Here is a 23,250-nt window from a genome sequence, read left to right as displayed (position 1 = left end):
GCATGCAACCGACAATGCCCGGCGCTTCCCTCTCGCTAACAGAGGTCGTACACTTTCACCATTGTTTGCATCCCCCGAATGGGGGGAGGACCGATGTCGGTAGGGGGAGTCCTTGATCCAACCGCGCTCCAGCCATCCGACACGTGGAACGGGCACATTGCCCCGCGGAGGACAGCTGCCATTCCTCGCGACCAAGATCTTGCCGGCTCGATTCGGCGGGCTGGTCGCACGCCCCCGGCTTCTCGCCATCTTGTCCGATCTCCCGGCCAAGCGACTCGGCGTCATCAAGGCGCCGGCAGGTTTCGGCAAGAGCTCGCTGGCGGCCACCTGGGCCGAAGCGCTCGAGCAAAACGGCGATGCCGTCGCGTGGCTGACGATCGATACAGACGACGATGAGGCCACGCGGTTTCTATTCTACGTCTCGCAGGCCCTGCACCAGGCCTGTCCGGACGTCGGCGCCGGCGCGATCGGGCTGATCCTCGAGAACAATCTGATCGATCCGACGGCGGTCCTGTCGAGCCTGATCAACGATCTGGCGGAGATCGAGGATGATGTTTACCTGTTTCTCGAGGACTATCACTGGGTCAGCGCTCCCCGCATCCATCAGACCGTTGCGTATTTTCTGAAGCACGCACCGTCCCACTGTCATGTGGTGCTGACGACGCGTACCGAACCTTCGCTACCGCTCGCGACCTTGCGCGCCCAGAACCAGCTGATCGAGATCGATGCCGAAGCCCTGCGGTTCGACATGCAGGAGACAAAGGCATTTCTGGACGGCACCAAGCCCGGGGTTCTCGGAATCCCCGACGTCCAACTCTTGCAGCGCAAGACCGAAGGGTGGCCCGCCGCGCTGCGAATTATCTCATCCATGCCTTCGCAGTCCGGGGCCGGCCTGAAGGAATATGTCCACAACCTCTCGGGTTCGCAGCGCCCGATTGCCGCCTACCTGACCGAGATGCTGGATGGGCTTCCGGTCGAACTGGTCGACTTCATGCTGCGCACGGCTGTTCTTGACCGGCTCTCCGGTCCTCTGTGCGAGGCGGTAACCGGCTTGAGCGCGAGCCGCACGATCCTGGCATCGCTTGCGCAGCGCCAGATGCTGCTCACGCCGCTCGACAATGACGGCGTCTGGTTTCGCTATCACACGCTGCTTGCCGAATATCTGCGACAGCGGCTCGAGGCGGACCGCGGCATTGAAGTTCCTCAACTGCACGGACGCGCGGCTCTTTGGTATGCCTCCCACGAATTGTGGACTGAGGCGGTCCAGCACGCGATTGCGGCCGGCGCTTCTGACCGTGCGATCGGCTGGATCAACCATTGCGCGATGGCTTTGATCAAGAGAGGCGATCTCTTCACCTTGCTGGAATGGCAGCGCCAGTTTCCCGACGAGCTTATGCGAGGCCAGTGCGAGGTCCGACTGGCGATCGCCTGGGGATTGGCGCTCGCGCTTCGTTTTGACGAGGCCCTGAAGCTCGCAACCGACATCGAAGGCGATATCGCTGCAACGCCTCTGCCGGACGGTAGCCTGCTGTGCGAATGCCAGGCGATCCGCTCGGTCGCCATTGCGCTGAAGGATGACAGCGAGAGCCCGCTGCCGCTGGCGCTGGATTGCGTGAACCGTTCATCCGACCCCTGGACCGCGAACGTCGCCTCCAACGTCGTTCGCTTCAGTCATCTGAAGGCGGGCAACCTCAAGCAATTCCATGCGACGCCCTGGATTCCCTATTCGGTCGAGGAGGATCGCAGGAACGTATTCGCCTCGGTGTATCGACACTGCCTGAACGGGCTCGCAGAAGAGCGGCAGATGCGTCTCGCGGCGGCAGATGAGCATTACCGCGAGGGCTTTCGGATCGCCGAGCAGGATGTCGGTCCGAATTCGGTCGCCGCGGCCTTGCCTGCAAGCCTGATCGCGCGAATCAAGTACGAGCAAGGCCTGCTCGATGAGGCGGAAGCCTGGGTCATCGATCGCGTCCCGCTCATCAATTCGGGGACAATGCTCGACTGCGTGTGGAGCACTTACTTCGTGATCTCCCGGGTCGCCGCGGCGCGGATGAACTTCGAGCGGGCCCGCACCCTGCTGGAGCGAGCTGAAAATCTCGGCGTCGCGCGGGATTGGGGAAGGCTCTCGGCCGGCGTGATCGCTGAACAGGCGCGGCTCTACCTGAACGATGACCGGCTGGATGAAGCCGCCGCCTGCGTCGATCGCCTCGAACGCCTGGCACGGAAATACCCCGCACCGAGGCCTGGCGCCTGGTCGGAGATTGGATGGTGCCACAAATTGACCCGCGCTCATCTGCTGGGCCAGCAAGCGCGTCCCGACGAGGCCATTTCTATCCTGCAACAATTGCAGCACGAAGCCGAAGCCATGGAGCACCGTCAGTTCCTGATCTCCATTGCGATCCGCCAGTCGGCAGTTCAGCTCGGTGCGGGAAGGGCTGCGGAAGCTGTCAGCCGCTTCCGCCGCGTGCTTGCCGCATGTTCGGCGGCCGGCCTCTATCAGACCGTCCTGGACGAGGGTCCGGTCGTTTCCGAGCTCCTCCGAATGACCCGCGAGGGCGGACACGTCAAAGCGGACATGATCCCTTACGTCGACCGGCTCGCGGCGGGCCTGCAACGGGCGCGACAGGATCGTGCGGCGCCGAGCTCGAGCGCACGGATTCTCAGCGCACTAAGTCGTCGCGAGACGGACATTCTCACGCTGATCGCGGACGGATTGTCCAACAAGGAAATCGCCCGACGCCTCGATATCGGTCCTGAGACCGTGAAGTCGCACCTCAAGAGCGTTTTCACCAAGCTCGGTGTGGAAAAGCGTGCGCAGGCCGTCTCACGCGCACAGACCCTGGGCGTCGTCACCACGCAGTGAAGCTTCGCCCCATTTCCCCGGCTTGCCGCGCACGAACGCTGGTCTGCTCGAGGATTCGCCTCGCCGACACGAGATCCGGCGTTTCGAAGCCCTCGGTAAACCGGCCGTAAACGGCTCCGACGAGATCATGGGCTCTTCGGATTTGACCCCGATCGATCCACAGCCGCGCAAGCTCCAATCCCGCGCGCAGTTCGAACGACAGTGCCGATTGTTGCGCAGCCAGGGTCATCGCCTCCCCGAAACACTCGGTTGCCAGATCGCGCTGCCGGGATTCCCCGTACGCAAGGACCGAGCCTTTCGCCAGGAATAGCGCCGGAATATGAAGAGGCCTGTTCGATTCAAGCTGCGTGGTGATCGAACCATCAATGAGATTTAGCGCTTCCGCGCGCTGGTCTTGTTTGGCCAGGCCGACGGCCAATTCGGAGACAAAATCCGTTACAAGCAATTCGTATCGCAGGACCCGCAGCCTTTCCAGGCTGTCCCGCAGATGACACATGCCATCCTCGGCCTGGCCGACGCGGACCAGATAGCGCCCCTTAAGTCCCATAGCGACAGCGCGAAATGGCTCGAGTGAATATTTCTCGGCGGTGAGCTCGAGCACAGAGAGGTTCTGCTCGGCCAGTCCGAACTCGTCGATCCAGAAATAGAGAGGCATCGTCAAAATCAGGGCTCGACACAGCGCGATCGGATGGTCCGATCGCTCTGCTTCCTCGATGGTTCTCTTGGCATGACTGACGGCCCTGTCGAGATTGCCGGCGAACCAGTGCGATCGGGTCAGGTTGAACAGCGAGGTCGTGCGCAGATCAAACAGATATTGAGTTGCGTTGAACCGTCGGGAAGCCGGTGCCCCGCGCAGGGCCCGTTCGAGGTATTTCGGCGCGCGAACGTGGTCAGCAAGCATATAATATGCCGCTCCCAGCATTGAATCCACAAGCGCCGCATCCTCCGGATTTCCGGTCTTGCTCGCGACGGCCTCTGCGCGTCGCGCAACTTCAAGACTGCCCGCCGCATCGATCGTACGATGAAGATACATCGACAGCCCGCTGAGAAGACGCAGCTGCTGGTAGGCATCCTCGCGCTGCTCCGCGAGTGTCAACGCGGTATTGAAGGCATCGCGAACCCTTTCGCTGTTGCCGGCGGTGAACATCATCGACAAGGCGAGCGACGCGTGGATCTCCATCCGGTCCTGCGGGTCGTCGTCCGCGGCAATCCGATCGATCGCCTTCTCCATCCAATCCCGGCACTCCATGAAAAGCGACTTGGCCAGAAGCAATTGCGAGGCGGCCGCCGCCATCCGTATGGCCGCGCGATCGTTTCCATCGGGACCAAAGCTCCATTCGAGCGCGGCACGGACATCTCCAAGATTGTGCTGTGTCGCGTCCGCCAGAGATTGTCCGGGCTCCAGATCGAAGAGATTCCCGCGGTTGTCTTGCAACGATCGGCCCAGATGGCTCGCGTGGCGCGCCGCCATGGACTGATGCTCACCGCTCTCGGCCAATTTCTCCCAGGCATAGGAGCGTGTGGTGTCAAGCAATCGGTAAAGCACCCGCCGGTAGCTGGGCCACGCCACAATGAGCGATTTGTTGACAAGGCTTTCGACCGCGCCCTCGATCTCGGAGCGGTCAACTCCGCCCTGCTCCGCAACCGCGCAGGCCGCTTCCAATGAGAAGTGCCCGACGAAGATCGCGACACGTCGCAACACGACGCGTTCGACCTCGGACAGATGATCGTGGCTCCAGTCCAGCGTTGCCTTGAGCGTCTGATGTCGCGGATTCGCGGTACGGCGACCGAACTTCAGGAGATCGAGGCGCGAACCCAACCTCGCCACGGTATTCCTGACACCGAAGACAGCGGCTCGTCCGGCGGCGAGCTCGATGGCGAGCGCAATGCCGTCGAGCTTGCGGCAAATCTCGGCAACCAGGGGAGCTTCGTCGTCACTGAGCGAAAAGTTGCCGCGGCGAGCACTGACGCGCTCGGCGAACAACCGTACTGCCGGATAGGCAAGCACGTCTGACGCGGTCGGCCGCGGCTGCTCTGGCGGGCAGTCCAGTGGAGAAAGACGCAATACGCGTTCGCCGGGAACGCGCAAGACTTCCCTGCTGGTCGCGAGGATGTGGATTTCGGGGGCATTCCGGACGATATAGTCGGCGATCTCCGCGGTTCTCTCGATGAGATGCTCGCAACTATCGAGAATGACAAGCGCCCGGCGCGCGCGCAGAAAGTTGAGCAACGCCTCCCGTGGATCGGCCAATTGCGGGGCGAGCCCGACCGCGGAAGCGACAGCGCCGATGACCTGCTCATTGTCGCTTGCCGTTGCAAGATCGACAAAGAATACCGCCCCGGAGAAGTCGGCCAGCGCCCCGTGCCCGACTGACAGGGCAACCGTGGTCTTGCCTATGCCCCCGGCACCCAGAATTGTAATCAGGCGCTGTTCCGTCCGGAGCCAGCGCCGGATCTCGAGGACCACGTTGCCGCGACCAACCATGCGGCCCAGCGCGGGCGGCAGGTTGGACAATCCCGAAGATGCGTTACTCGTATCGCGGCCTGCGGGAACTCGCGCGACCGGCGCAATGAAGCTATAGCCGCGGCCCTGGACGTTCGCGATGTACTTGTTGCCGAACTGGCCGTCGCCCAGTGCCTTGCGCAGCGCCGACAGATGGACGCGAAGACTGCCCTCCTCGACCGTTACGTCAGGCCACACCTTCGCGATCAGTTCGGACTTGGGGACGACCTCACCGGCGTTTTCGAGCAGAGCGATCAGGATGTCGTAGGCTCTGCCACCGAGTGGAATGATCTGGCTCGCCTTGCAGAGAGAGCGCTCGGCGGCATTCAGCTCGAATGGGCCAAACCGAAGCCGGATTACACTCGATGAGCCAACGTGTTGGACCGACATGAATCATTCCGCCAAGTCCGTCGACGATTTGGTTGGTGCACCATTCGCCGTCGGCCTTGTGCAAACGCACCCTCAGCCCATCAAGTGTTATCCGAAACCTCCTTTGGCAACAAGCCTGTCACTGCATCGAGCTGGCGGCGCCATCGTGCGAATGCGAAACGGCCAATACCTGCCTGGCCAGCCGTAGATCGCGGCTCTCAAGATCGTCCCGAAACTTGGCGTGAGTGGCTTGCAAAGTACGCCAGGCAGCTCCCTGTCGTCCGGTTGAGCGTTCGGCGATGGCGAGGCTGGTCGCGGCCCTGAGCGCCCACGACAGGCTCGCTTGCCTGTTTGCAAGCTCGAACGCCCGCTGAAAGTGCCGCCTGCCAGCCGCCAATCCCTCGCCGTTGCTCACGGCCAATTCGCCCCTGATGCGATGCAGCTCCGGGCCATACCATCGGCTTTGGCCGAGATCGATCTTCGCACGCTCGAAGATATCAAGCCCTTCCCTCGGCCGGCCCGCGAGGGCCATGCACATCGCGAACTCCGCCTGCAAGAACCAATCGAAAATTCCGTAGCGGGCCGCGGACAGCTTCTCGAGACCCGCATAGAGCATTGCGGAGGCCGCACTGATTTGCTCCCCCCGTCTGATCTCGTAGATGGCCTGCATGCCGAGACCAAGACCCTGGTAGTTGTGCAGAGCGAATTTCCCGGCATGGGTGACGAGCTCGTTCACGAGTGCCTCGGCTTCGCCGTCATCGGGATTGGTGAAATAGGCGATGAGGCCAGCAAAGGTCAGCGCGCCGCAAAGGTTCACCGTCCGGTTGGATTGGCGCGCCTCGGCGACAGCCATCTGATTGAACCTGCGGGCTTGATCCGGCGAGCCACGCAACCACGCCAGGGTCGCAAGACCGGCCAGATTGTCGACCTTGCGATCATAGCCAAACCGCTTGATCAGCAATTGCCGCGCCGCCTCGTCATCACGATGCAGCGACAATTCGAGCAGGCCTTGGGCTTCCGCAATGCGGCCTACATGGTAGTACGCGATGCCTCGCATATAATTGGCCGTTGCGATGGCGCCGATCCGGCGCGTTCCTTCCGAAACCTCACCGCCGCGGTCCGCCAGCCGGATCGCTTCCGCATAGTTCGGAATGCGCAACTCGTGGGCCCACAGCACAAGCACGGCATCCATCTGATAGTCGACATCGTTGAGGCCTTCGGCGAGAAGCAGCGCCTTGGCCCACGTCGCGTATGATTTTTCGGTCATGCCACCCGTGAACATCACGCAACTGGCGAGGGCCGACTGAAGCACCATCTCCTGCCGTGTGCCCGAATTCATGTCGTCGAGATGGCTTATCGCCTTTCTCATCCATTCCACGCATTCGGTGAGCAGCGCCATACCCATCCAGGCGCTTGCCGATGCCGCAGCAAGTTCGACGCCGATTTTCGCATCGCCCGTCGCAGAAAACGCCCAGTTCAGGGCGGCTCTGAGATTATCGACCTCGATCCCGAGCGCCCTGGACCAGCCCGATCTGTCCATCGCGGCGCCCTGCTTGAAAAGGTCGGTGAAATAAAGCGCGTGACGGCGGCGAAAAAGGTCCTGCTCGTCGCTCCTGGCCAGTCGTTGCAAGGCAAAGGCCCGGGTCGGGTCGAGCAAGCGCAGCCGCCCGTCCTGTCCCTGAGCCGCAATCATCGATTTCGAACGAAGCTCCCAGACGCAATCCGATACATCTGCTTCATCCACCGTCTCGTCGGCGACAATTGCGACTGCCGCTTCGAACGTAAATCCGCCGGCGAACACGCTGAGCCGATTCAGGATGCGCTTCTCTGCCTCGCCCAGCAGGTCGTAGCTCCACTCCAGCGTGGCGTTCAACGTCTGGTGCCTCGACGGCGCGGTCCTGCGCCCTACCCATGACAGGTTCAGTCGCTCGTCGAGCAGGCTTGCGGTCTTGCCAAGACCAAATATGTCGACCCTGCATGCTGCGAGTTCGACGGCCAAGGGAATGCCATCGAGCCGGCGGCAGATTCCCGCGGCAATCGGCGCATCCGCATCCGTCAGCTCGAAGTCGCTGCGCACGGCCCGCACGCGGTCGACCAGCAATTGAACGGAGGGGTATTGCAGCGCGTCCCGCGCCGACAGGTCGCCGTCTTCCGGAGGGCATTGAAGCCCATCGAGCTCGTAGACATGCTCACCCTCGACGCGCATCGCCTCCCGGCTGGTCGCGAGCAAGTGCAATGTCTGGACACGGCGAGCGAGTTCTTCGGCAACGGCCGAGGCTCCATGGATCAGATGCTCGCAACAGTCGAGAATGATGAGCGTTGGCCTCTCCTGCAAACGATCGATCAGGGCAGGTACGATGTTGGTTGTTTGCACCGACATGCCGAGTGACGTGGCAATGGCAGGTGCGACGAGTGACGCGTCGCCGAGCGCACTCAGGTCGATGAAAAGAACCTGGCCGTCGAAAGCTCCGCCCATTTCATGGGCAACCGCGACCGCCACCGTGGTCTTGCCGACGCCGCCGGGCCCGATGATCGTGACAAACTTCTGTCCGGCCAGCTTCGCCTGAATCTCGGCCACGGCGCCTTCTCGCCCAAGCATCCGCATCAGGCGCGCGGGCACGCGGGGCTTCGGAGGCGGCTTGGGATTTTCCGGCACGTCTGCGGCGCGCGAGGTGACCGGTACGACGAAGCTGTACCCCCGCCCGGGTACGTTTGCGATGTATCGCCTGCCGGGATCGCTCTGATCGAGCGCCTTGCGGAGCGCCGAGATATGGACGCGCAGGCTGACCTGTTCGGCTCCTCTCTCCGGCCAAACGCGTTCGATCAGGGTTCTCCGGCCGACGACCTTGTTGGCCTGCTCCACCAGGACGATGAGGAGATCCATGGCGCGCGCGCCGAGCGGCACGACCTTCGCGTCATTGGTCAGAAGCCGGTTTGCGATCGATAGTTCGAAGGGGCCGAAGCTGAGAACTGTCCCCTGCTGACCGCTCATGCGATAGTCTCGTCCATGTCGATTCTCGAGATGGGTTCGCTGGGGATTCCAAGCTCGCGTCGCCAGTTGGCCGGGCTTTGGCCAAAGGCGTGTCTGAAGAGCCTACATAGATGGGCCTGATCGGAAAAGCCCACGCTCAAGGCTATCTCGCTCAGTGACGCCGCGCTGGTCATCATCAAGTGGCAGGCTCGCTCCAGGCGCCGTCTCACCACGAAGGCATGCGGCGACTCGCCAACGGCCAGCTTGAACTTCCGGGAGAAGTGCGCAGGGCTTCGGCGCGCGACCGCACTGAGATCCCGGATGTGGATGGTTCGGTGCAGATTGCTGTCGATGTAGGCGCGCACGCGCAGGATCTGCCAGGCCGCCAGACCGCCCCTTGCGGTGCCGTTAGCGCCCGAGCAGCGCTCGATCTCCGCTTGCAGGATGTGGGATGCCGTGGCCAGCGACACCCTGGCGGCATCGCGATCGCGTTCCAGCTCCCGCCTTGCCGTCTCAAGCAGCCTGGCTAGGCTGCTTGCAACCAGGTTGAACTGTTGGTCGGATGCAAAGGAAGATCCTGATGCAATAGCCGGAAGTCCTGCCATAGTCATTCCCTCGACGATCACCCAACAGCCCGGGTCGGCGAGAGAGTGCAGCAAGGGGAGTCTCTTGGCTTGTTAAGTAGTGTTCTGAACAGTTAATTGCGGGCAAATGCTCCGTTTCTGGGCAAACGCTCGAAGACGGGAAAAAGTCCTTTATTTCCAATTGGATCGCTTACGCGCCGCGGTCTTCGAGGACCTTCAGATCGCTAATCGCGTAGGACAGTGAGTAGCGGAAGCCCGACTCGATCCGCCTCGGCGCGAGCGCGTGGAGCTCTTCGCCATTCGTCTCCGGAAAATTGAGCTCTCCCGTCCCGGTCCATGCGCCGGCAACGGTGAGATTGTCCGTGACCGACATCGCCAGCTCGTCGACTGCGGGCTGGACCCGGCCTTCGGCCGCCAGTTTCGGGAAGTATCTCAGCAGGACCGTTGGGCGGCTGAGCAGAGACAGTCCGTCTTCGACCGGCTTGCGCAGGGTGACGCACGCTTCCGCAAGACGCTGGCCATGCGCCGAGAGGCTGGCGCCAAACCGGCTGCCGGGCGCGATCGGCGCCGCGGCCGGACCTGAGGCCATAAAGGAGCGCGTCTGAAAGATGCTTCCCATCTTCTTCGGAAACCCCTGCGTCCAGCCGCGCGCCAGCGCAGCGTCATTGTCGACATAGATGTACGGACACCACATGACCGGCACGTCGCGATACATTGCGTCGACCAGGACAAGCGCCTCACGATATTGATAACGGGCCGGCTCGAGATATTCGTCGTCCTGGGCGGTGAACTGCCAATCCAGGAACGTCATGACGGCGTGACCGTTCGACTCCGGGTCCGGGGAAAGACCGCGCGGCAATGTGGCTGCCGTCGCGTCGGGGTCCGCCCAGAACTCTATTCCGACGGCATCACCGGCATAGTGCCAGGGCGGCGGCGGAGTGAGAGCGGCTTGGCCGAATGGCGTCTTCGGAACTGTAAAGCCCTTGAGCATGCCCGTGTCCTGGGTGCAGCACCTTCGGCACAGAGGCTACCGGAACCAGCCGCGCTGGATTTGATCGAAATGCGTCGATTTGTCGATTCCTGCCGAAATCCGGAACATGCCCTTTTGGCATCAGTCGATTGCTAGACGGTCAGATCTGCCAGAACCTCGATATCGGTGACGGAATAGGAAAACGAGAACCGATATCCGCGCCCGACCTTGAGCGGCCCCAGCATGTCCAGCTCCTCGCCATAGGCTTCCGGAAATTCGAGCTCGGCCTCGCCGATCCAGACGTTTGTGATCAGCAAGTGATCCGAAATGCATCGAACGAGTTCATCCACGGCCGGCTTGTCGTGCATGCCGGCGGAAAGCCGCGGAAAATAACGCCGTCCGACAATCCGGCGATCGAGCAAGCCGACAAGACGCTCGGCTTTTTCGCGCAGGGTCACGCTGGCCTGCACCAGCAAACGGCCATGAGCGGACATGCAGGCCGAAAATCTGCCATCATGGACGAGCGGCGCCGACGCGATGCTCGCAGCGGCAAACGTCCGGGTCTGGTGCACAGCGCCGAACTTTCTCGGATAGCCTTGAATCCAGCCTCTCATCAATGCGGCGTCGTTGTCCACGTAGCAGTATGGGCACCACGCGATCCGCATTCCGTTCCACATCGCGTCGAGCAGAACGCTGAATCCGCGGCATTGATATCTGGCCGGGTCCAGGTGCTCATCGTTCTGTGCGGTGAACTGATAGTCCGTGAAGACTGCGACAGAATGGCCTCGACATTTCTCGTCGAGCTCCACACCCATCGGAAGGATCTGGACCGATACATCGGGATCATTCCAGAACTCCACCGCCAGCACGTCTCCCGCGAAGTGCCATGGTGGCGACGGGACCAATGCAGCAATGCCAAGGGGAGTCCGAGGCGCGGTAAATCCCTTGAGCATGTCCTCGCCCCGCCAGCAGTCCGCATCAGGCGTATCATTCCAACATAGAACGCTAGCGCTGGTATCAACCTCAACGCTTGGACAAACGTGTAATGACTTGGTGGTTTCTGCGTATCCGGCGTTGGCACAAAGCGGTTGAACCGAACAACTTCCGCATCGCCCAATCCGACGCTGACCGTCGACGTCGCCTCAGCGCTGTTCGACAGCGCGTGGGGCCTCAATGTTGCATCCTCATGCTCATCGGCGCGCCCGACGGCATCATCATGTTCGTATTCATATCTGCCACGATCCACATCGTGCCGGCGACCACGACGAATACGATGAGAACCCCAAAGGCGAGCGCGAGCACGTTGTTGGTGCTTTCCGGCCCGCTGCTGATGTGCAGGAAAAACACCAGGTGAATGCCCATCTGGGCAATGGCGAGGACAGCGAGCCCGAGGACTACCCCGCCCGGCCAGAGCAGCGTCGTGTTTGCAGCCCAGAACGACGTGGCCGTGAGAAGAACCGCCACAAATAGGCCGATCGTGTAGACGAGAAACTCCGATGGAGCCGATGCGTCCATCTCGCGGCTCGGCCTGTCTCCGGGTGCGCGTTCGTGTCGAGCTTCGGTCATGAACTCACTCCCATCAGATAAACCACCGTGAATACCCCGACCCATACGATGTCGAGCGCGTGCCAGAACAAGGAGAAGCAGAGCAGCCGATGCTGCACCCTCGCAGCGAATCCGAATACCGCCACCTGCACCATCATCACGATCAGCCAGATCAGTCCGAGCGTGACGTGCAGCCCGTGACATCCGACAAGCGTAAAGAATGCGGACAGAAACGCGCTCCGCTGCGGCCCCGCGCCGATGGCGATCATGCCCAGGAATTCGCGGATCTCGAGGCTAAGAAATATGGCTCCGAGTACCAAGGTGATCAGAGCCCCTACATAGGTCCTGAGGTAGCGGCGCGAATTGATGGCCAAGGACATCAGTCCGCAGGTGTAGCTCGAAAAGAGAAGGCAAGCCGTTTCGATCGCGACCGTGGTCTGATTGAACAGCTGGGCACCGGTCGGCCCGCCTGCCGTGGAGTGCACGAGCACCGCGTAGCTCGCGAACAACGCGGCAAACATGACGATGTCGCTCAGCAGGAAGATCCAGAAGCCATAGGTGACCACGATCCTTTTTGGAGCAGGTCCCGCTTCACTCGCACTAGGCAGTGCGTCTTGCGGAATCTGATCGATTGCGACGGCGATATTCATACTGCAGCTCCTGCCTGGTGGGATCGTACGAACCGGGCGATCTCCTCGGCTGGCACCTCGATTTCGTTGTGACGGCGGAACGAGAAGGCAATCAACGTCATGAATGCGCCGAACACACCGACGATGGCCAGCCACCAAATGTGCCAGATGAGCGCAAAGCCGATGACGACTGCGAAGAAGGCAGTAACAAAGCCGGTGGCGCTGTTCTTCGGCATTTCGATGGGCTCGTACTTGCGCGCCGGCGTCGGCTCGTCCTTTGTCGCTTGCGCGCGGCTCTTGCTGCTCCAGAACGCGTCCAGTCCGCCGACCTTGGGTTGGAACGCAAAGTTCCATGCCGGCGGCGGCGACGCCGTCGCCCATTCGAGCGTACGACCGTTCCAGGGATCACCGGTCACGTCGCGCAGCTCCTCGCGATGACGGATCGACACAACGAGTTGCACGATCTGGCACACGACGCCGACCAGGATGATAGCGGTGCCGAAGGCCGCGGCTATCAACCACGGCTGCCACGACAAATTGTCGTAATGCTGCATGCGCCGGGTCATGCCCATCAGGCCCAGCACGTAGAGCGGCATGAAGGCGACATAGAAGCCGACGAACCAGCACCAGAACGACGCTCTGCCCCAGCGTTCGTCGAGCTTGAATCCGAATGCCTTGGGGAACCAATAATTGTACCCGGCCATCGCGCCGAACACGACGCCGCCGATGGCGACGTTGTGGAAGTGCGCGACCAGGAACACGCTGTTGTGCAGCTGGAAGTCGGCCGGAGGCACTGCCATGAGCACGCCGGTCATGCCGCCGATGACGAACGTCACCATGAAGCCAATCGACCACAGCACCGGCACCGAGAACCGAACCCGGCCGCCGTACATGGTGAACAGCCAATTGAAGACCTTCGCGCCCGTCGGCAAAGCGATGATCATGCTCATGACGCCGAAGAAGCCGTTGACGTTTGCGCTCGCCCCCATTGTGAAGAAGTGGTGCAGCCAGACCAGGAAGGAGAGGATGCAGATGGTCATCGTCGCAGCGACCATGGAGCGATAGCCGAACAACGGCTTGCCGGAGAAGGTCGCCATCACTTCCGAGAATACGCCGAACGCCGGCAGGATCAGGATGTAGACTTCGGGGTGCCCCCATACCCAGAACAGGTTGGAGTACAGCATCTGATTGCCCTGGCCTTCGAGCGAGAAGAAATGAAAGCCGAGATAGCGATCGAGCGCCAGCATCGCGAGCGTCGCGGTCAGGACCGGAAACGCCGCGACAATGAGCAGGTTCGCGGCAAGCGCGGTCCAGCAGAAGACCGGCATGCGCATATAACTCATCCCCGGCGCGCGCAGTTTAAGGATTGTCGTGACGAAATTTATTCCCGCCAGCAAGGTGCCGATACCGGAGATTTGCAGCGACCAAAGATAGTAGTCGACGCCGACGCCGGGCGAATATTGCATTTCGCTCAGGGGAGGATAGCCCCACCAGGTGGCTTTTGAGAATTCGCCGACTGCGAGCGAAATGTTGACCAACAACGCGCCCGAGGCAGTCAGCCAGAAGCTGACCGAGTTGAGCGTAGGGAATGCGACATCGCGAACACCAAGCTGCAACGGCACCGCGAAGTTCATGAGCCCCACCACGAACGGCATTGCCATGAACAAAATCATGATCGTGCCGTGGGCAGAGAAAATCTGATTGAAATGCTCGGGCGGCAGATAGCCTTGCGCACCGCCGGCCGCGAGCGCCTGCTGCGAGCGGATCATGATTGCATCGCTGAAGCCGCGCAGCATCATGACGAGCGCCAGTATGCAATACATGGCGCCGATCCGCTTGTGGTCGACCGAGGTGAGCCATTCACGCCACAGATAGAGCCAGGCCCCCTTCGCCGTGATGAATCCGAGAACGACCACCACCACGAGGACCATGAAGCCCGTTGCGCCCATGATGATCGGCTCATGGAGGGGAATCGCGTTCCAATCGAGCTTACCAAGGAGATTCATCGCTCTGCCCTCTGCGACGTTGAACAAACTGATAGCGAGGAGCCCTGCGTAGTCATGTCAGCGTTTACGATGCTGCTGAAGAGACCGGGGGCAACGGCACGATAGGTGAACGGCGCGACCGCCTTGCTCGGCTTGACCAGGTCGGCGTAAGCCTGCTTATCGAGCGCCGAACCGGCTTCGCGGGCCTGGCGAATCCACTCCGCAAATTTGTCGTCCGTCACTGCATCGACCGTGAAGCGCATGTCGGGAAAGCCGTCACCGCTGAACATGGCAGATATCCCTGGATAGGTTCCGAGATGGTCCGCCTGCAGGTGGAGGCGCGTCGCCATACCGGACATGGTGTAGATCTGGCTCCCGAGCTGAGGCACGAAGAAGCTGTTCATGACGCTCGATGAGGTCAGCTCGAAGCTGATCGGCGTGCCAACCGGCACGACCAGCTTGTTGACGCTCGCGATCCCCTGCTCTGGATAGATGAACAGCCATTTCCAATCGAGTGAGACGACCTGAACGTTGACAGGCGTGACCGTTGAGCTAATCGGCTTGCCCGGATCAAGGTCGTGCGCGCCGATCCATGCGACGCCGCCGACCAGGAGCACCGTCATCGCGGGGATGGACCAGACCAGCAACTCCAGGCGTCCGGAATATGTGAAGTCCGGCCGATAGTGCGCACGCTCGTTCGATGCACGAAACCAGAAAGCAAAGCCGAGTATCGCGAGGATCACGGGGATCACGATCGCCAGCATGATGCCGAGCGCGTTGAACAGAATTTGCCGCTCGGCCAGCGCAATCGGCCCTTTCGGATCGAGCACCCCGTCGCAGCCGCCGAGGGTCGCGGCACTGATCAGGACGACAGCAAGTAAACCATAGCGCATGTCAGACCTCGCTGAAGTTGACGATGCCATTCTGCGACGCGCGCATGAATGACGACGGCTCGCCCCGATGGTCGATCAGGAGAGCCGCGAACAGCACGAACAAATAGGCGATGGAGAATACAAACAGTCGTTGAGCGGTTCGGCGATCGGCCTCGGTACTCCGGTTCAAGCGAGCCGCGAGCAGAAGGAAGATCGCTCCGCCGACGGCGGCAACCGCGCCATACATCGTGCCTGCGAACCCGATCGCCCAGGGCAGCTCCGAGGCGAGAGCCAGAAGACCGCTATAGATCAGGATCTGCCGCGTCGTCGCAGTGCGTCCCGCGACAACCGGCAGCATCGGCACGCCCGCACGCGCGTAGTCATCGGTGCGGTTGAGCGCCAGCGCCCAGAAATGCGGCGGCGTCCACAGGAGGATGATGAGGAAGAGCGTCATCGGCTCCAACCCGATCTGTCCGGTTGCCGCGGCCCATCCGACCACGGGCGGAAGCGCACCTGCGGCGCCGCCGATGACAATGTTCTGTGGCGTCGTCCGCTTCAGCCATGCCGTGTACACGACGACATAAAAGAGGATCGTGCCGGCCAGCAATGCGGCTGCCGTCAAGTTCGTCGCCAACGCGAGACCCGCCACCGCGAGCACGCCGAGAGCGAGACCAAACACAAGCGCCGCGAAGCGGGAGATATTTCCCTTTGGAATTGGCCGCATCGCGGTGCGGGTCATGACCGCATCGATATCGGCGTCATACCACATATTGAGAACGCCGGCGGCGCCGGCCCCGGCGGCGATGGCGAGGACCGCGGCAAGAGTGGCTAGTGCATCAGGTCGAGCCGGGGCGATGCTCATTCCGACCAGCGCGGTGAAGACGGCAAGCATCATCACCCGCGGCTTCGTGAGCGCAACGAGATCGGATGCGCGCCGACGCCCAGCCTGCGGACGAGTCACATGAGACGATGATGCGAAGCGCCCCCGACTTTCCTCAAGCTGGACAGCGATGGATTTGACGTTCATCTCGCTGCTCCGGATTCTCTCACGAGTGTTGCCTCAAATGTTTGGTTCGAATGGATGTCAATGCGTGGAGCCAATATGCATTCGCGCCCTCAGCCTCGATTGAACGCGGCTGCTCGATTGGGGCCAATCATGCTCAAAATTACCTCGTGATGAATTTCGGCCTGACGATGCGCGTCACGACCGCACAATTCAGAACGATCTGAGCACGTTTCAACAAGCGTCATGCGCCGGCTTTTTTTAAATCAGATCATCGTTCGGATACCCGCAACGCACGACCTGGAGGACTATCGATGAAGACGTCGCCGCTCTGGATGATTGCAACCGTCTGCCTCACGGCCGCAGCACCGGCCGCTCAGGCGCGATCCGCCTATGACGGCTCCTGGGATCTCGTCTTCGTGACACAGAGGGGCGCCTGCGATTCCAGCTACAACTTCACCGTCAATATCTCCGACGGCATTGTGACTCACCCCAACCTGGTGAAATTCAGGGGATACGTTGCAAGATCCGGCTCGGTTCGAGCGTCAGTGACGGTTCACGAAAAATTCGCGTCCGGCACGGGCAGGCTTACGGGGACCACGGGCGGCGGCAGATGGAGCGGTCACACGGGAAGTGAGCGATGCTCTGGCTACTGGACCGCACAACGCAATTGACCGATCTGAAAAGGGACACACCGTATCCCGAGCCGCCGGCCTGCGAGGCGGCATTGGAGATAACCGCGCTGGCAGCTACGCTTCTGTTTGCTCACGGGCAGACCACGGAGCGGACGGTTGTCACCGCCGAGCGCCTTGCGCACGTGCTCGGCGTGGCGGTGAAGGTGCTGCCATATTGGGGCGAGCTCATCGTCAAGGTCGACGGCGCGCCTGTCTCACACATCGTTCCCGCCAAGCCGCTAGGCGTCGACATGGGCAGGGTACTCGCCGTCACGACAGTGATTGATCGGGTCTGCGACGGCACATTGCCGGTCGCAACTGCGCAATCCGCACTGGAATCGGCTGGCCGTCTGCCGCCGGCTTCCACGCCACGCTTCACCTTGTTCGCAGCCATCGGCGCGGCTTCGCTTGGCGTGATATTCGGTGCGCTCGATGCGACGAGCCTGTTGTTGATCGCAGCGAGCGCAGCTATCGGAGCGCTCGTCCGCCGCTGGTTGTCCGGCTTCAGCCATAACCCGCTCATCCAGCCGCTTTGCGCCGCGCTTATCGCCGGAGCCGTGGCTGCTGCTGCCAGCCGTATCCAGCTATCGGTTGCGACAACGCTGGTCGCTTTCAGTCCCTGCATGGTGCTGGTTCCTGGTCCGCATATCCTCAACGGCGCAATCGACCTTGCTCGCACGCGTATCGCGCTGGGACTCGCGCGCCTGACCTATGCCGGCGTCATCGTGCTCTTGATCTGCGCCGGCGGCCTGTTCGGGTTCACGGCCGCCGGCGGAAACCTCGCGATCGCCGGACCATCTCCGCCTGTTCCCCTGATCATCGACGCAATCGCGGCAGGATGCGCCGTCGCTTCCTTCGGCGCGTTCTTTTCGATGCCGTGGCGTCTGCTGCCCTTCCCGATCGCGGTCGGCATGCTGGCGCATGCGGCCCGCTGGGCGCTGATCTCTCTCGCCGGAGGAAGCGCTCCGAGCGGGGCCCTTGTCGCCTGCATACTCGTCAGTGTCCTCACGACGCCGGTGGTCGATCGCCTGCATCTGCCCTTCGCGGCTGTCGCCTTCTCCGCCGTCGTCTCGTTGATGCCGGGCTTCTTCCTGTTCAACACCGCAACGGGCCTCGTCGAATTGGTCTCAATCGGTCCGGGCGCGCCGGCGGCTCTGCTGACCAGTATCGTCGCGAACGGCGCCACGGCATTTCTGATCATCATGGCCATGACCTTCGGGCTGATCCTCCCGCGCATGCTGTACGAGCGCCTTTCGCCCTCCCCCGTATGACGACGCACGGCCGTTCAATGCACCGCAGCGCCATCCAAGAATGGTGCGCAGCTCCGCTGTATCTATCCTGACGGGCAGGCTGGCCCAAGAGAGTCGGTACACCCATGACGACAGTTCTGACCAAATCGTTTCCGCAGGACAAGCAGCCGTCGACACAAGCGGCGCCGGGCAAGAAGCGCGTCCTGATCGTCGGCGCTGGCTTTGCCGGGATCGCGGCGGCGCGGGCGTTGAAGCGGGCCGATGTCGACATCACGCTGCTCGACCGGCGCAATCACCATATCTTTCAACCGCTGCTGTACCAGGTCGCCACCGCCGTTCTGGCGCCATCCGAGATCGCGGCGCCGATCCGGCAGCTCGAGGCGAAGCAGAAAAACCTCAGCGTCTTGCTGGCCGAGGTCAAGGGCATCAACCTCGGCGCTCGCACCGTCGAGGCCATCTGCCCGGAGATTGGCAGCCGAAAGCTCCTGTACGATTTCCTGGTGATCGCGACCGGAATGCATCCGAGTTATTTCGGCCACGACGAGTTCGCGCGATTCGCGCCGGGCCTCAAGAGCCTGAACGACGCCGAAACGATCAGGACCAAGATCCTGAGCGCGTTTGAGTTGGCGGAAGCAACCGACGACGAGCAGGAACGTGCGCGCCAAATGACCTTCATTCTGGTGGGCGCTGGCCCGACCGGCGTCGAGCTTGCCGCTTCGATCGCGCAACTGGTCTCGGTGACCCTGCGCAACAACTTCCGCAAGATCGACCCGGCCAAGAGCCGCATCGTCTTGCTGGATGGCGGCACGCGCGTTCTGCCGACCTTCGCGGAATCGCTGTCACAAAAGGCCGCCAAGCGGCTTGCGAAACTCGGCGTCGAGGTGTCGACGGGCGTCAAGGTCGAGAAGGTCGACGATCAGGGCGTGATCGCGGCCGGCGTCCGTCTTCCCAGCGCCACCGTGCTGTGGACGGCCGGCGTCAGCGCCTCGCCCGTCGTGAAGATGCTCGGGGCACAGACGGATCGCGCCGGGCGCGCATTGGTCGGCGCCTTCATGGACATCCCCGAGGCGCCCAACGTCTTTGTCGTCGGAGATGCCGCTGCGATGACCCAGGACGGCCACCCCGTCCCCGGCGTGGCGCAGGCAGCGATTCAGCAGGGACGATTTGTCGGGCAGGTCATCGCCAACCGTGTCAGGGGACACAAGGACGGTCGGCCGTTTCGGTACCGCAACAAAGGCAATATGGCCGTGGTCGGCAAGAACTTCGCCATCCTCGAGGCCGGCCATTTGCGCATGAGCGGCTTTGCGACCTGGCTGATATGGGCCGCGTTGCACGTGCTCGCGCTGCCGCAGCTTCAGAACAGGTTTCGAGTCCAGACGCAGTGGCTCTGGTCGTATCTGTCGGGGCAACGGAGCTCACGGCTGATTTCCGAAGGGCCGCGGTCGTCCGCGTCATAATCGAAGCCAGGCCCGATAATTGTTACTGCCGGCTTCACCAGCCGGTTGGAGATAGCACCTGTGGACGCCTCCATCATCTCCGCACTCGCCGCCCTCACCGGAGCAGCCGTTGGTGGCTTGACGAGCGGAATCGCAAATTGGCGGAGCCAGCGAAGCCAGGTCCGCGCCCAGTGGGTCCTTCACGAGGAGACCCGCAGGCAGACCCTTTACAGGGACTTCATCGAGGACGCCGCCAAATGCTACATCGATGCGCTCCAGCACGATAAGGCCGACATTCCCAGCCTGGTCAGCCTTTACGCCAAGATGAGCGCGATGCGGGCGATATCCTCAAGGCCTGTGGTCCATCATGCCGAGGACGTCACCCGAAAAATCCTGGACACCTATCTGGAGCCGGACAAGAGCTTCGTCGAACTGCGCGAAATGGCCATCGACGGCACGATCGATCTGTTGCATGACTTCAGCGGAGCATGCCGTGACGAATTCGAGCAAATGCGACCGGTCCATTTTTGAACATCACCGCGCAATGCCGAACGCCCGCGCGCGCATCCATCGGCTTTTCGCCGGTCATGCAGTCGTCTGGGACTTGATGTTTCGCGTGAAGTCGGGCTTGCGCTTTTCCACGAAGGCCGTGAACGCCTCTCTTGCGTCTTCGGAGCGAACCTGCACGCTGAACTCTTCGTTCTCGGCCTTCATCGCGGCCCTGATCTGCTCGCGAAATGGCTGCTTCATGAGCCTCTTGCTGGCTTGGAGTGCCGAGGCCGGCTTCGCGGCCAGTTTCCGGGCCGCGTCGGTTGCTTTTGCCCGAAGATCGTTGTCGGGGACGACTTCGGTGGCCAGACCTAGCTCCACCGCGCGCTGGGCATCGAAGGGAGATCCCATCAAGATCAGCTCGGCCGCACGGATGTGACCGATCCGCGCCGGCACGGAGCAGCTCGATCCGAACTCCGGAACGAGCGCCAAATTGATGAAGGGCATCTGGAATTTTGCACTCTCGCCCGCGTAGATGAAATCGCAATGCGTCAGCATGGTGGTGCCGCCACCGATCGCAGCGCCGTGGACTGCCGCGACCAGCGGTTTGTCGAAGCTGAGTAGCGCGTCCATCAGCCGGGACTGCGGCGATTCTCCCGCCCCCGGCGGATTCTTCAAAAAGTCCTCTATATCGTTGCCGGCACAGAACGAATCTCCCGCGCCATGCCAGAGAACGACACGCGTGCTCTCGTCCTTCGCCGCCGCGTTGAAGATCTCGGCAAGAGCCACATACATGGCTGACGTCATCGCGTTCCGCTTTGTCGGACGGTTCAACTGGACGCGCAGGATGCCTGCGGCCTGTTCCGTGACGATCTCATCCATGGTCGAACTCCCGTCCCTTTGGTAAACTTCACTGCAAGCGCGGAGGTCGCGGCGGCTTGCGCCGCCGCGACCCTGTCGCCACGCTAGGCCGCTTGGTCTTTGGCCTTCGGAACGGTACCGCTCGCGTGCAGGCCATCGATTTCGGCCGCGCTGAATCCCAGCTGCCGAAGGACTTCGTCGTTGTGTTCTCCGATCTTCGGGGCGCGCTTCGCCGACACCTTGGCGACACCGTGCACTTGAAGCGGGCTGGAGATCGTGGACGTCAGCTTGCCGCCGGCTCCCTCGAGCGGAACGATGATGTCGTTCGCCCGAAGCTGGGGATCGTTGACCACCTCCTGCGGCCCGCGCACCGCTCCGAACGTCACGTGAACGCCGTTGAACACCTCGTACCAATGAGACATCGGCTCGGAACAGAAGGTCTGGTCGAGAATCGCCGTGAGCTCGGTCATGTTCGTCATCAACTTGGCCGGGTCGGAGAACCGCGGATCAGTCAGGAGATCGGGGCGGCCGATCGCCTTCGCCACGGCCTCCACCTTGTCGGGCGTGATGATGAGGACGAACCAGGTATCGTCCTTGGCGCGATAGACGTTCATGGCGGCATTTGCCGGGTGCATACGATCATGCAGGCCGAAGAATTTTGCATCGCAGAGCGCGGCCTGGATCGAGACGCTGGCGGACCACACGCCTTCGGCAAGCAGCGAGGTCGTGACATGCGCCCCCTGCCCCGTTCGCTCGCGACGATACAGGGCGGTGACGATCGCCGAATAGAGCCCGACGGCAGTCGCGTTGTCGCCGCTGCCCGCCACCGGCCAGGTCGGCGGCGCACCGGCATCGCGCGTCATCGACAGCAACCCGCTGCGGGCCCAGTACGATGTGATATCGAAGCCGGGAAGATTTGCATCCGGCCCGTTGTCGCCGAAACCCGTGATGTCGGCATAGATCAGCCGCGGATTCCATCCCGACACATCTTCATATTCGAGCTTCAACTTCTTGCGCGCCGGATGCGGGGTGTTGACGATGAGAACGTCGGCCCATTTGACCAGCTTCTCGAGAACCTGATGCGCGCCCGGCGATTTCAGATCGAGCGCCATGCCGCGCTTGTTGCGATTGGCCAGATGCCAGGGATAGGCGTCGTCGGCGACCGGCTGCGGCGGGAGATGGTTTGCATGCCGCCACAGCTCGCCGCTCGGCGGCTCCACCTTGATCACGTCGGCGCCGAAATCGGACAAGATCACGGCCGCGCTGGGACCCGCGATGAAGCTCGCGAGGTCCACCACCTTCAGTCCGGAGAAAATGTTGTCGTTTGCCATGGGTGTCCTTTCCGAATCCGCGTCGACGGCGGCCTTGTTTCAGCGTCCGCGAAACTGCGGTGAACGTTTTTCGAGGAAGGCGGCGGTGCCTTCCTTCTTGTCTTCAGTGGCGGCGCAAATGCCGAAGAAGGAGGCTTCCAGCGCGAAGCCTTCGCTTTGGCTGGTCTCCATCCCCTTGTTGGCGGCCTCCAGCGAGAACTTCACCGCGATCGGCGCGTTGGCCATGATCTGCTTCAGGACCGTCTCGGCGCGATCGATCAGGCTGGCGGCGGCAACGACCTCGTTGACGAGGCCGATGCGATAGGCTTCCTGTGCCGAAATCGTCTCGCCCGTGAGGATGAGCTGCAACGCACGCCCCTTTCCCACCAGGCGCGGCAGGCGTTGCGTTCCGCCGCCGCCGGGCAACAGGCCGAGCTTGACCTCGGGTTGGCCGAATTTGGCATGCTCGGCTGCGATCCTGATGGTGCAGGCCATCGCGGTCTCGCAGCCGCCGCCGAGCGCAAAGCCGTTGATCGCCGCGATCACCGGCTTGCCGAGATTCTCGATGAGGTCCAGCACACCCTGCCCGAACCGGCTGGACTCCTCCGCGTCGTAGGCGTCGACATGGGCGAGTTCGCTGATATCGGCGCCGGCGATGAACGCCTTGTCGCCCGCACCAGTGAGGATCACGCCGCGCACGGAGGCGTCGGCCTTTGCGTCCCCGAACGCGGCGTGCAGATCGGTCCAGGTCGGCGTATTGAGCGCGTTGAGCACCTTCGGCCGATTGACCGTGACGTAGGCGATCGGGCCCTTTTTCTCGTACTGGACGTTCGCAAGGGCCAGCGCCGCTCTGGGTGCTGAGCCTGGTACTGTTGCGGGCGAAGGAGTGAACGGTGCAGGTCCCGAAACCATAGTGATGTCTCCTGGGTAGGGTGG

The 23,250-nt window shown here is 62.2% G+C and carries 18 protein-coding genes and 1 pseudogene; 5 read left to right on the top strand and 14 right to left on the bottom strand.

The window, feature by feature from the left end:
- Nucleotides 1–199 precede the first annotated feature (199 nt).
- Nucleotides 200–2,863 (top strand): LuxR C-terminal-related transcriptional regulator, encoded by a 2,664-nt coding sequence (locus ACLFLU_RS12170; protein ID WP_426412420.1) that lies wholly within the window; start codon nt 200–202, stop codon nt 2,861–2,863.
- Here the strand turns inward: ACLFLU_RS12170 and ACLFLU_RS12165 are convergent.
- The 11 genes and pseudogenes from ACLFLU_RS12165 to ACLFLU_RS12115 form a co-directional block, all read right to left on the bottom strand.
- Nucleotides 2,850–5,756, bottom strand: a complete 2,907-nt coding sequence (locus tag ACLFLU_RS12165) for an ATP-binding protein (RefSeq protein ID WP_426412419.1) — start codon at nt 5,754–5,756, stop codon at nt 2,850–2,852. The two genes, ACLFLU_RS12170 and ACLFLU_RS12165, sit on opposite strands and share 14 nt — an antisense overlap.
- Before the next feature lie 118 nt (nt 5,757–5,874).
- The gene (locus ACLFLU_RS12160) at nt 5,875–8,355 is read right to left on the bottom strand and encodes an ATP-binding protein (protein WP_426413973.1); all 2,481 of its coding nucleotides are present in this window, start codon (nt 8,353–8,355) and stop codon (nt 5,875–5,877) included.
- A 126-nt stretch (nt 8,356–8,481) separates the two neighbouring features.
- Nucleotides 8,482–8,619: pseudogene (locus ACLFLU_RS12155) on the bottom strand (winged helix-turn-helix domain-containing protein); the annotation flags it as partial.
- Between the two features lie 104 nt (nt 8,620–8,723).
- A complete protein-coding gene (locus ACLFLU_RS12150; RefSeq protein WP_426412418.1) occupies nt 8,724–9,365 on the bottom strand; it encodes a helix-turn-helix domain-containing protein in 642 nt (213 codons plus the stop codon).
- Between the two features lie 115 nt (nt 9,366–9,480).
- Nucleotides 9,481–10,281, bottom strand: a complete 801-nt coding sequence (locus ACLFLU_RS12145) for an acetoacetate decarboxylase family protein (protein ID WP_426412417.1) — start codon at nt 10,279–10,281, stop codon at nt 9,481–9,483.
- Between the two features lie 131 nt (nt 10,282–10,412).
- Complete coding sequence (locus ACLFLU_RS12140; RefSeq protein WP_426412416.1) at nt 10,413–11,213, bottom strand: acetoacetate decarboxylase family protein; 801 nt, start codon at nt 11,211–11,213, stop codon at nt 10,413–10,415.
- 217 nt (nt 11,214–11,430) lie between these two features.
- On the bottom strand, nt 11,431–11,826 hold the full coding sequence (gene cyoD, locus ACLFLU_RS12135) for a cytochrome o ubiquinol oxidase subunit IV (RefSeq protein WP_426412415.1): 396 nt from the start codon (nt 11,824–11,826) through the stop codon (nt 11,431–11,433).
- Nucleotides 11,823–12,455 (bottom strand): cytochrome o ubiquinol oxidase subunit III, encoded by a 633-nt coding sequence (cyoC, locus tag ACLFLU_RS12130; protein ID WP_426412414.1) that lies wholly within the window; start codon nt 12,453–12,455, stop codon nt 11,823–11,825. The genes cyoD and cyoC overlap by 4 nt, the downstream gene beginning before the upstream one ends.
- On the bottom strand, nt 12,452–14,440 hold the full coding sequence (cyoB, locus tag ACLFLU_RS12125; RefSeq protein ID WP_426412413.1) for a cytochrome o ubiquinol oxidase subunit I: 1,989 nt from the start codon (nt 14,438–14,440) through the stop codon (nt 12,452–12,454). Before cyoB ends, cyoC begins: the two co-directional genes overlap by 4 nt.
- Complete coding sequence (cyoA, locus tag ACLFLU_RS12120; RefSeq protein ID WP_426412412.1) at nt 14,437–15,312, bottom strand: ubiquinol oxidase subunit II; 876 nt, start codon at nt 15,310–15,312, stop codon at nt 14,437–14,439. Before cyoA ends, cyoB begins: the two co-directional genes overlap by 4 nt.
- Before the next feature lies 1 nt (nt 15,313).
- Complete coding sequence (locus tag ACLFLU_RS12115; RefSeq protein WP_426412411.1) at nt 15,314–16,318, bottom strand: heme o synthase; 1,005 nt, start codon at nt 16,316–16,318, stop codon at nt 15,314–15,316.
- Nucleotides 16,319–16,608: 290 nt separating this feature from the next.
- On the opposite strand from ACLFLU_RS12115, the gene ACLFLU_RS12110 reads away from it, so the two are divergent.
- From ACLFLU_RS12110 to ACLFLU_RS12095, 4 genes are all read left to right on the top strand, one after another.
- Entirely contained in the window at nt 16,609–16,968 is a 360-nt protein-coding gene (locus ACLFLU_RS12110; RefSeq protein ID WP_426412410.1) for a hypothetical protein, read from the top strand.
- Nucleotides 16,935–18,239, top strand: a complete 1,305-nt coding sequence (locus ACLFLU_RS12105; protein WP_426412409.1) for a threonine/serine ThrE exporter family protein — start codon at nt 16,935–16,937, stop codon at nt 18,237–18,239. The genes ACLFLU_RS12110 and ACLFLU_RS12105 overlap by 34 nt, the downstream gene beginning before the upstream one ends.
- A 104-nt stretch (nt 18,240–18,343) precedes the next feature.
- Nucleotides 18,344–19,675, top strand: a complete 1,332-nt coding sequence (locus ACLFLU_RS12100; protein ID WP_426412408.1) for an NAD(P)/FAD-dependent oxidoreductase — start codon at nt 18,344–18,346, stop codon at nt 19,673–19,675.
- Between the two features lie 60 nt (nt 19,676–19,735).
- Entirely contained in the window at nt 19,736–20,185 is a 450-nt protein-coding gene (locus ACLFLU_RS12095) for a hypothetical protein (RefSeq protein WP_426412407.1), read from the top strand.
- A 54-nt stretch (nt 20,186–20,239) separates the two neighbouring features.
- On the opposite strand, the gene ACLFLU_RS12090 is transcribed toward ACLFLU_RS12095, so the two are convergent.
- The 3 genes from ACLFLU_RS12090 to ACLFLU_RS12080 all read right to left on the bottom strand — a co-directional run bounded on the left by ACLFLU_RS12090 (nt 20,240) and on the right by ACLFLU_RS12080 (nt 23,226).
- Nucleotides 20,240–21,025, bottom strand: a complete 786-nt coding sequence (locus tag ACLFLU_RS12090; protein WP_426412406.1) for an enoyl-CoA hydratase — start codon at nt 21,023–21,025, stop codon at nt 20,240–20,242.
- Nucleotides 21,026–21,108: 83 nt separating this feature from the next.
- Nucleotides 21,109–22,335 carry a CaiB/BaiF CoA transferase family protein gene (locus tag ACLFLU_RS12085; RefSeq protein WP_426412405.1) on the bottom strand — a complete coding sequence of 409 codons (1,227 nt, stop codon included), beginning with the start codon at nt 22,333–22,335 and terminating at the stop codon, nt 21,109–21,111.
- Between the two features lie 39 nt (nt 22,336–22,374).
- Nucleotides 22,375–23,226, bottom strand: a complete 852-nt coding sequence (locus ACLFLU_RS12080) for an enoyl-CoA hydratase-related protein (protein ID WP_426412404.1) — start codon at nt 23,224–23,226, stop codon at nt 22,375–22,377.
- Nucleotides 23,227–23,250 lie beyond the last annotated feature (24 nt).

Origin of the sequence: Bradyrhizobium ganzhouense, assembly GCF_049949285.1 — a bacterium.
GTDB classification, from domain to species: Bacteria; Pseudomonadota; Alphaproteobacteria; order Rhizobiales; family Xanthobacteraceae; genus Bradyrhizobium; species Bradyrhizobium ganzhouense.
Note: the sequence above shows the minus strand (reverse complement) of the source record. Positions and strands in the feature narration are given on the sequence as shown.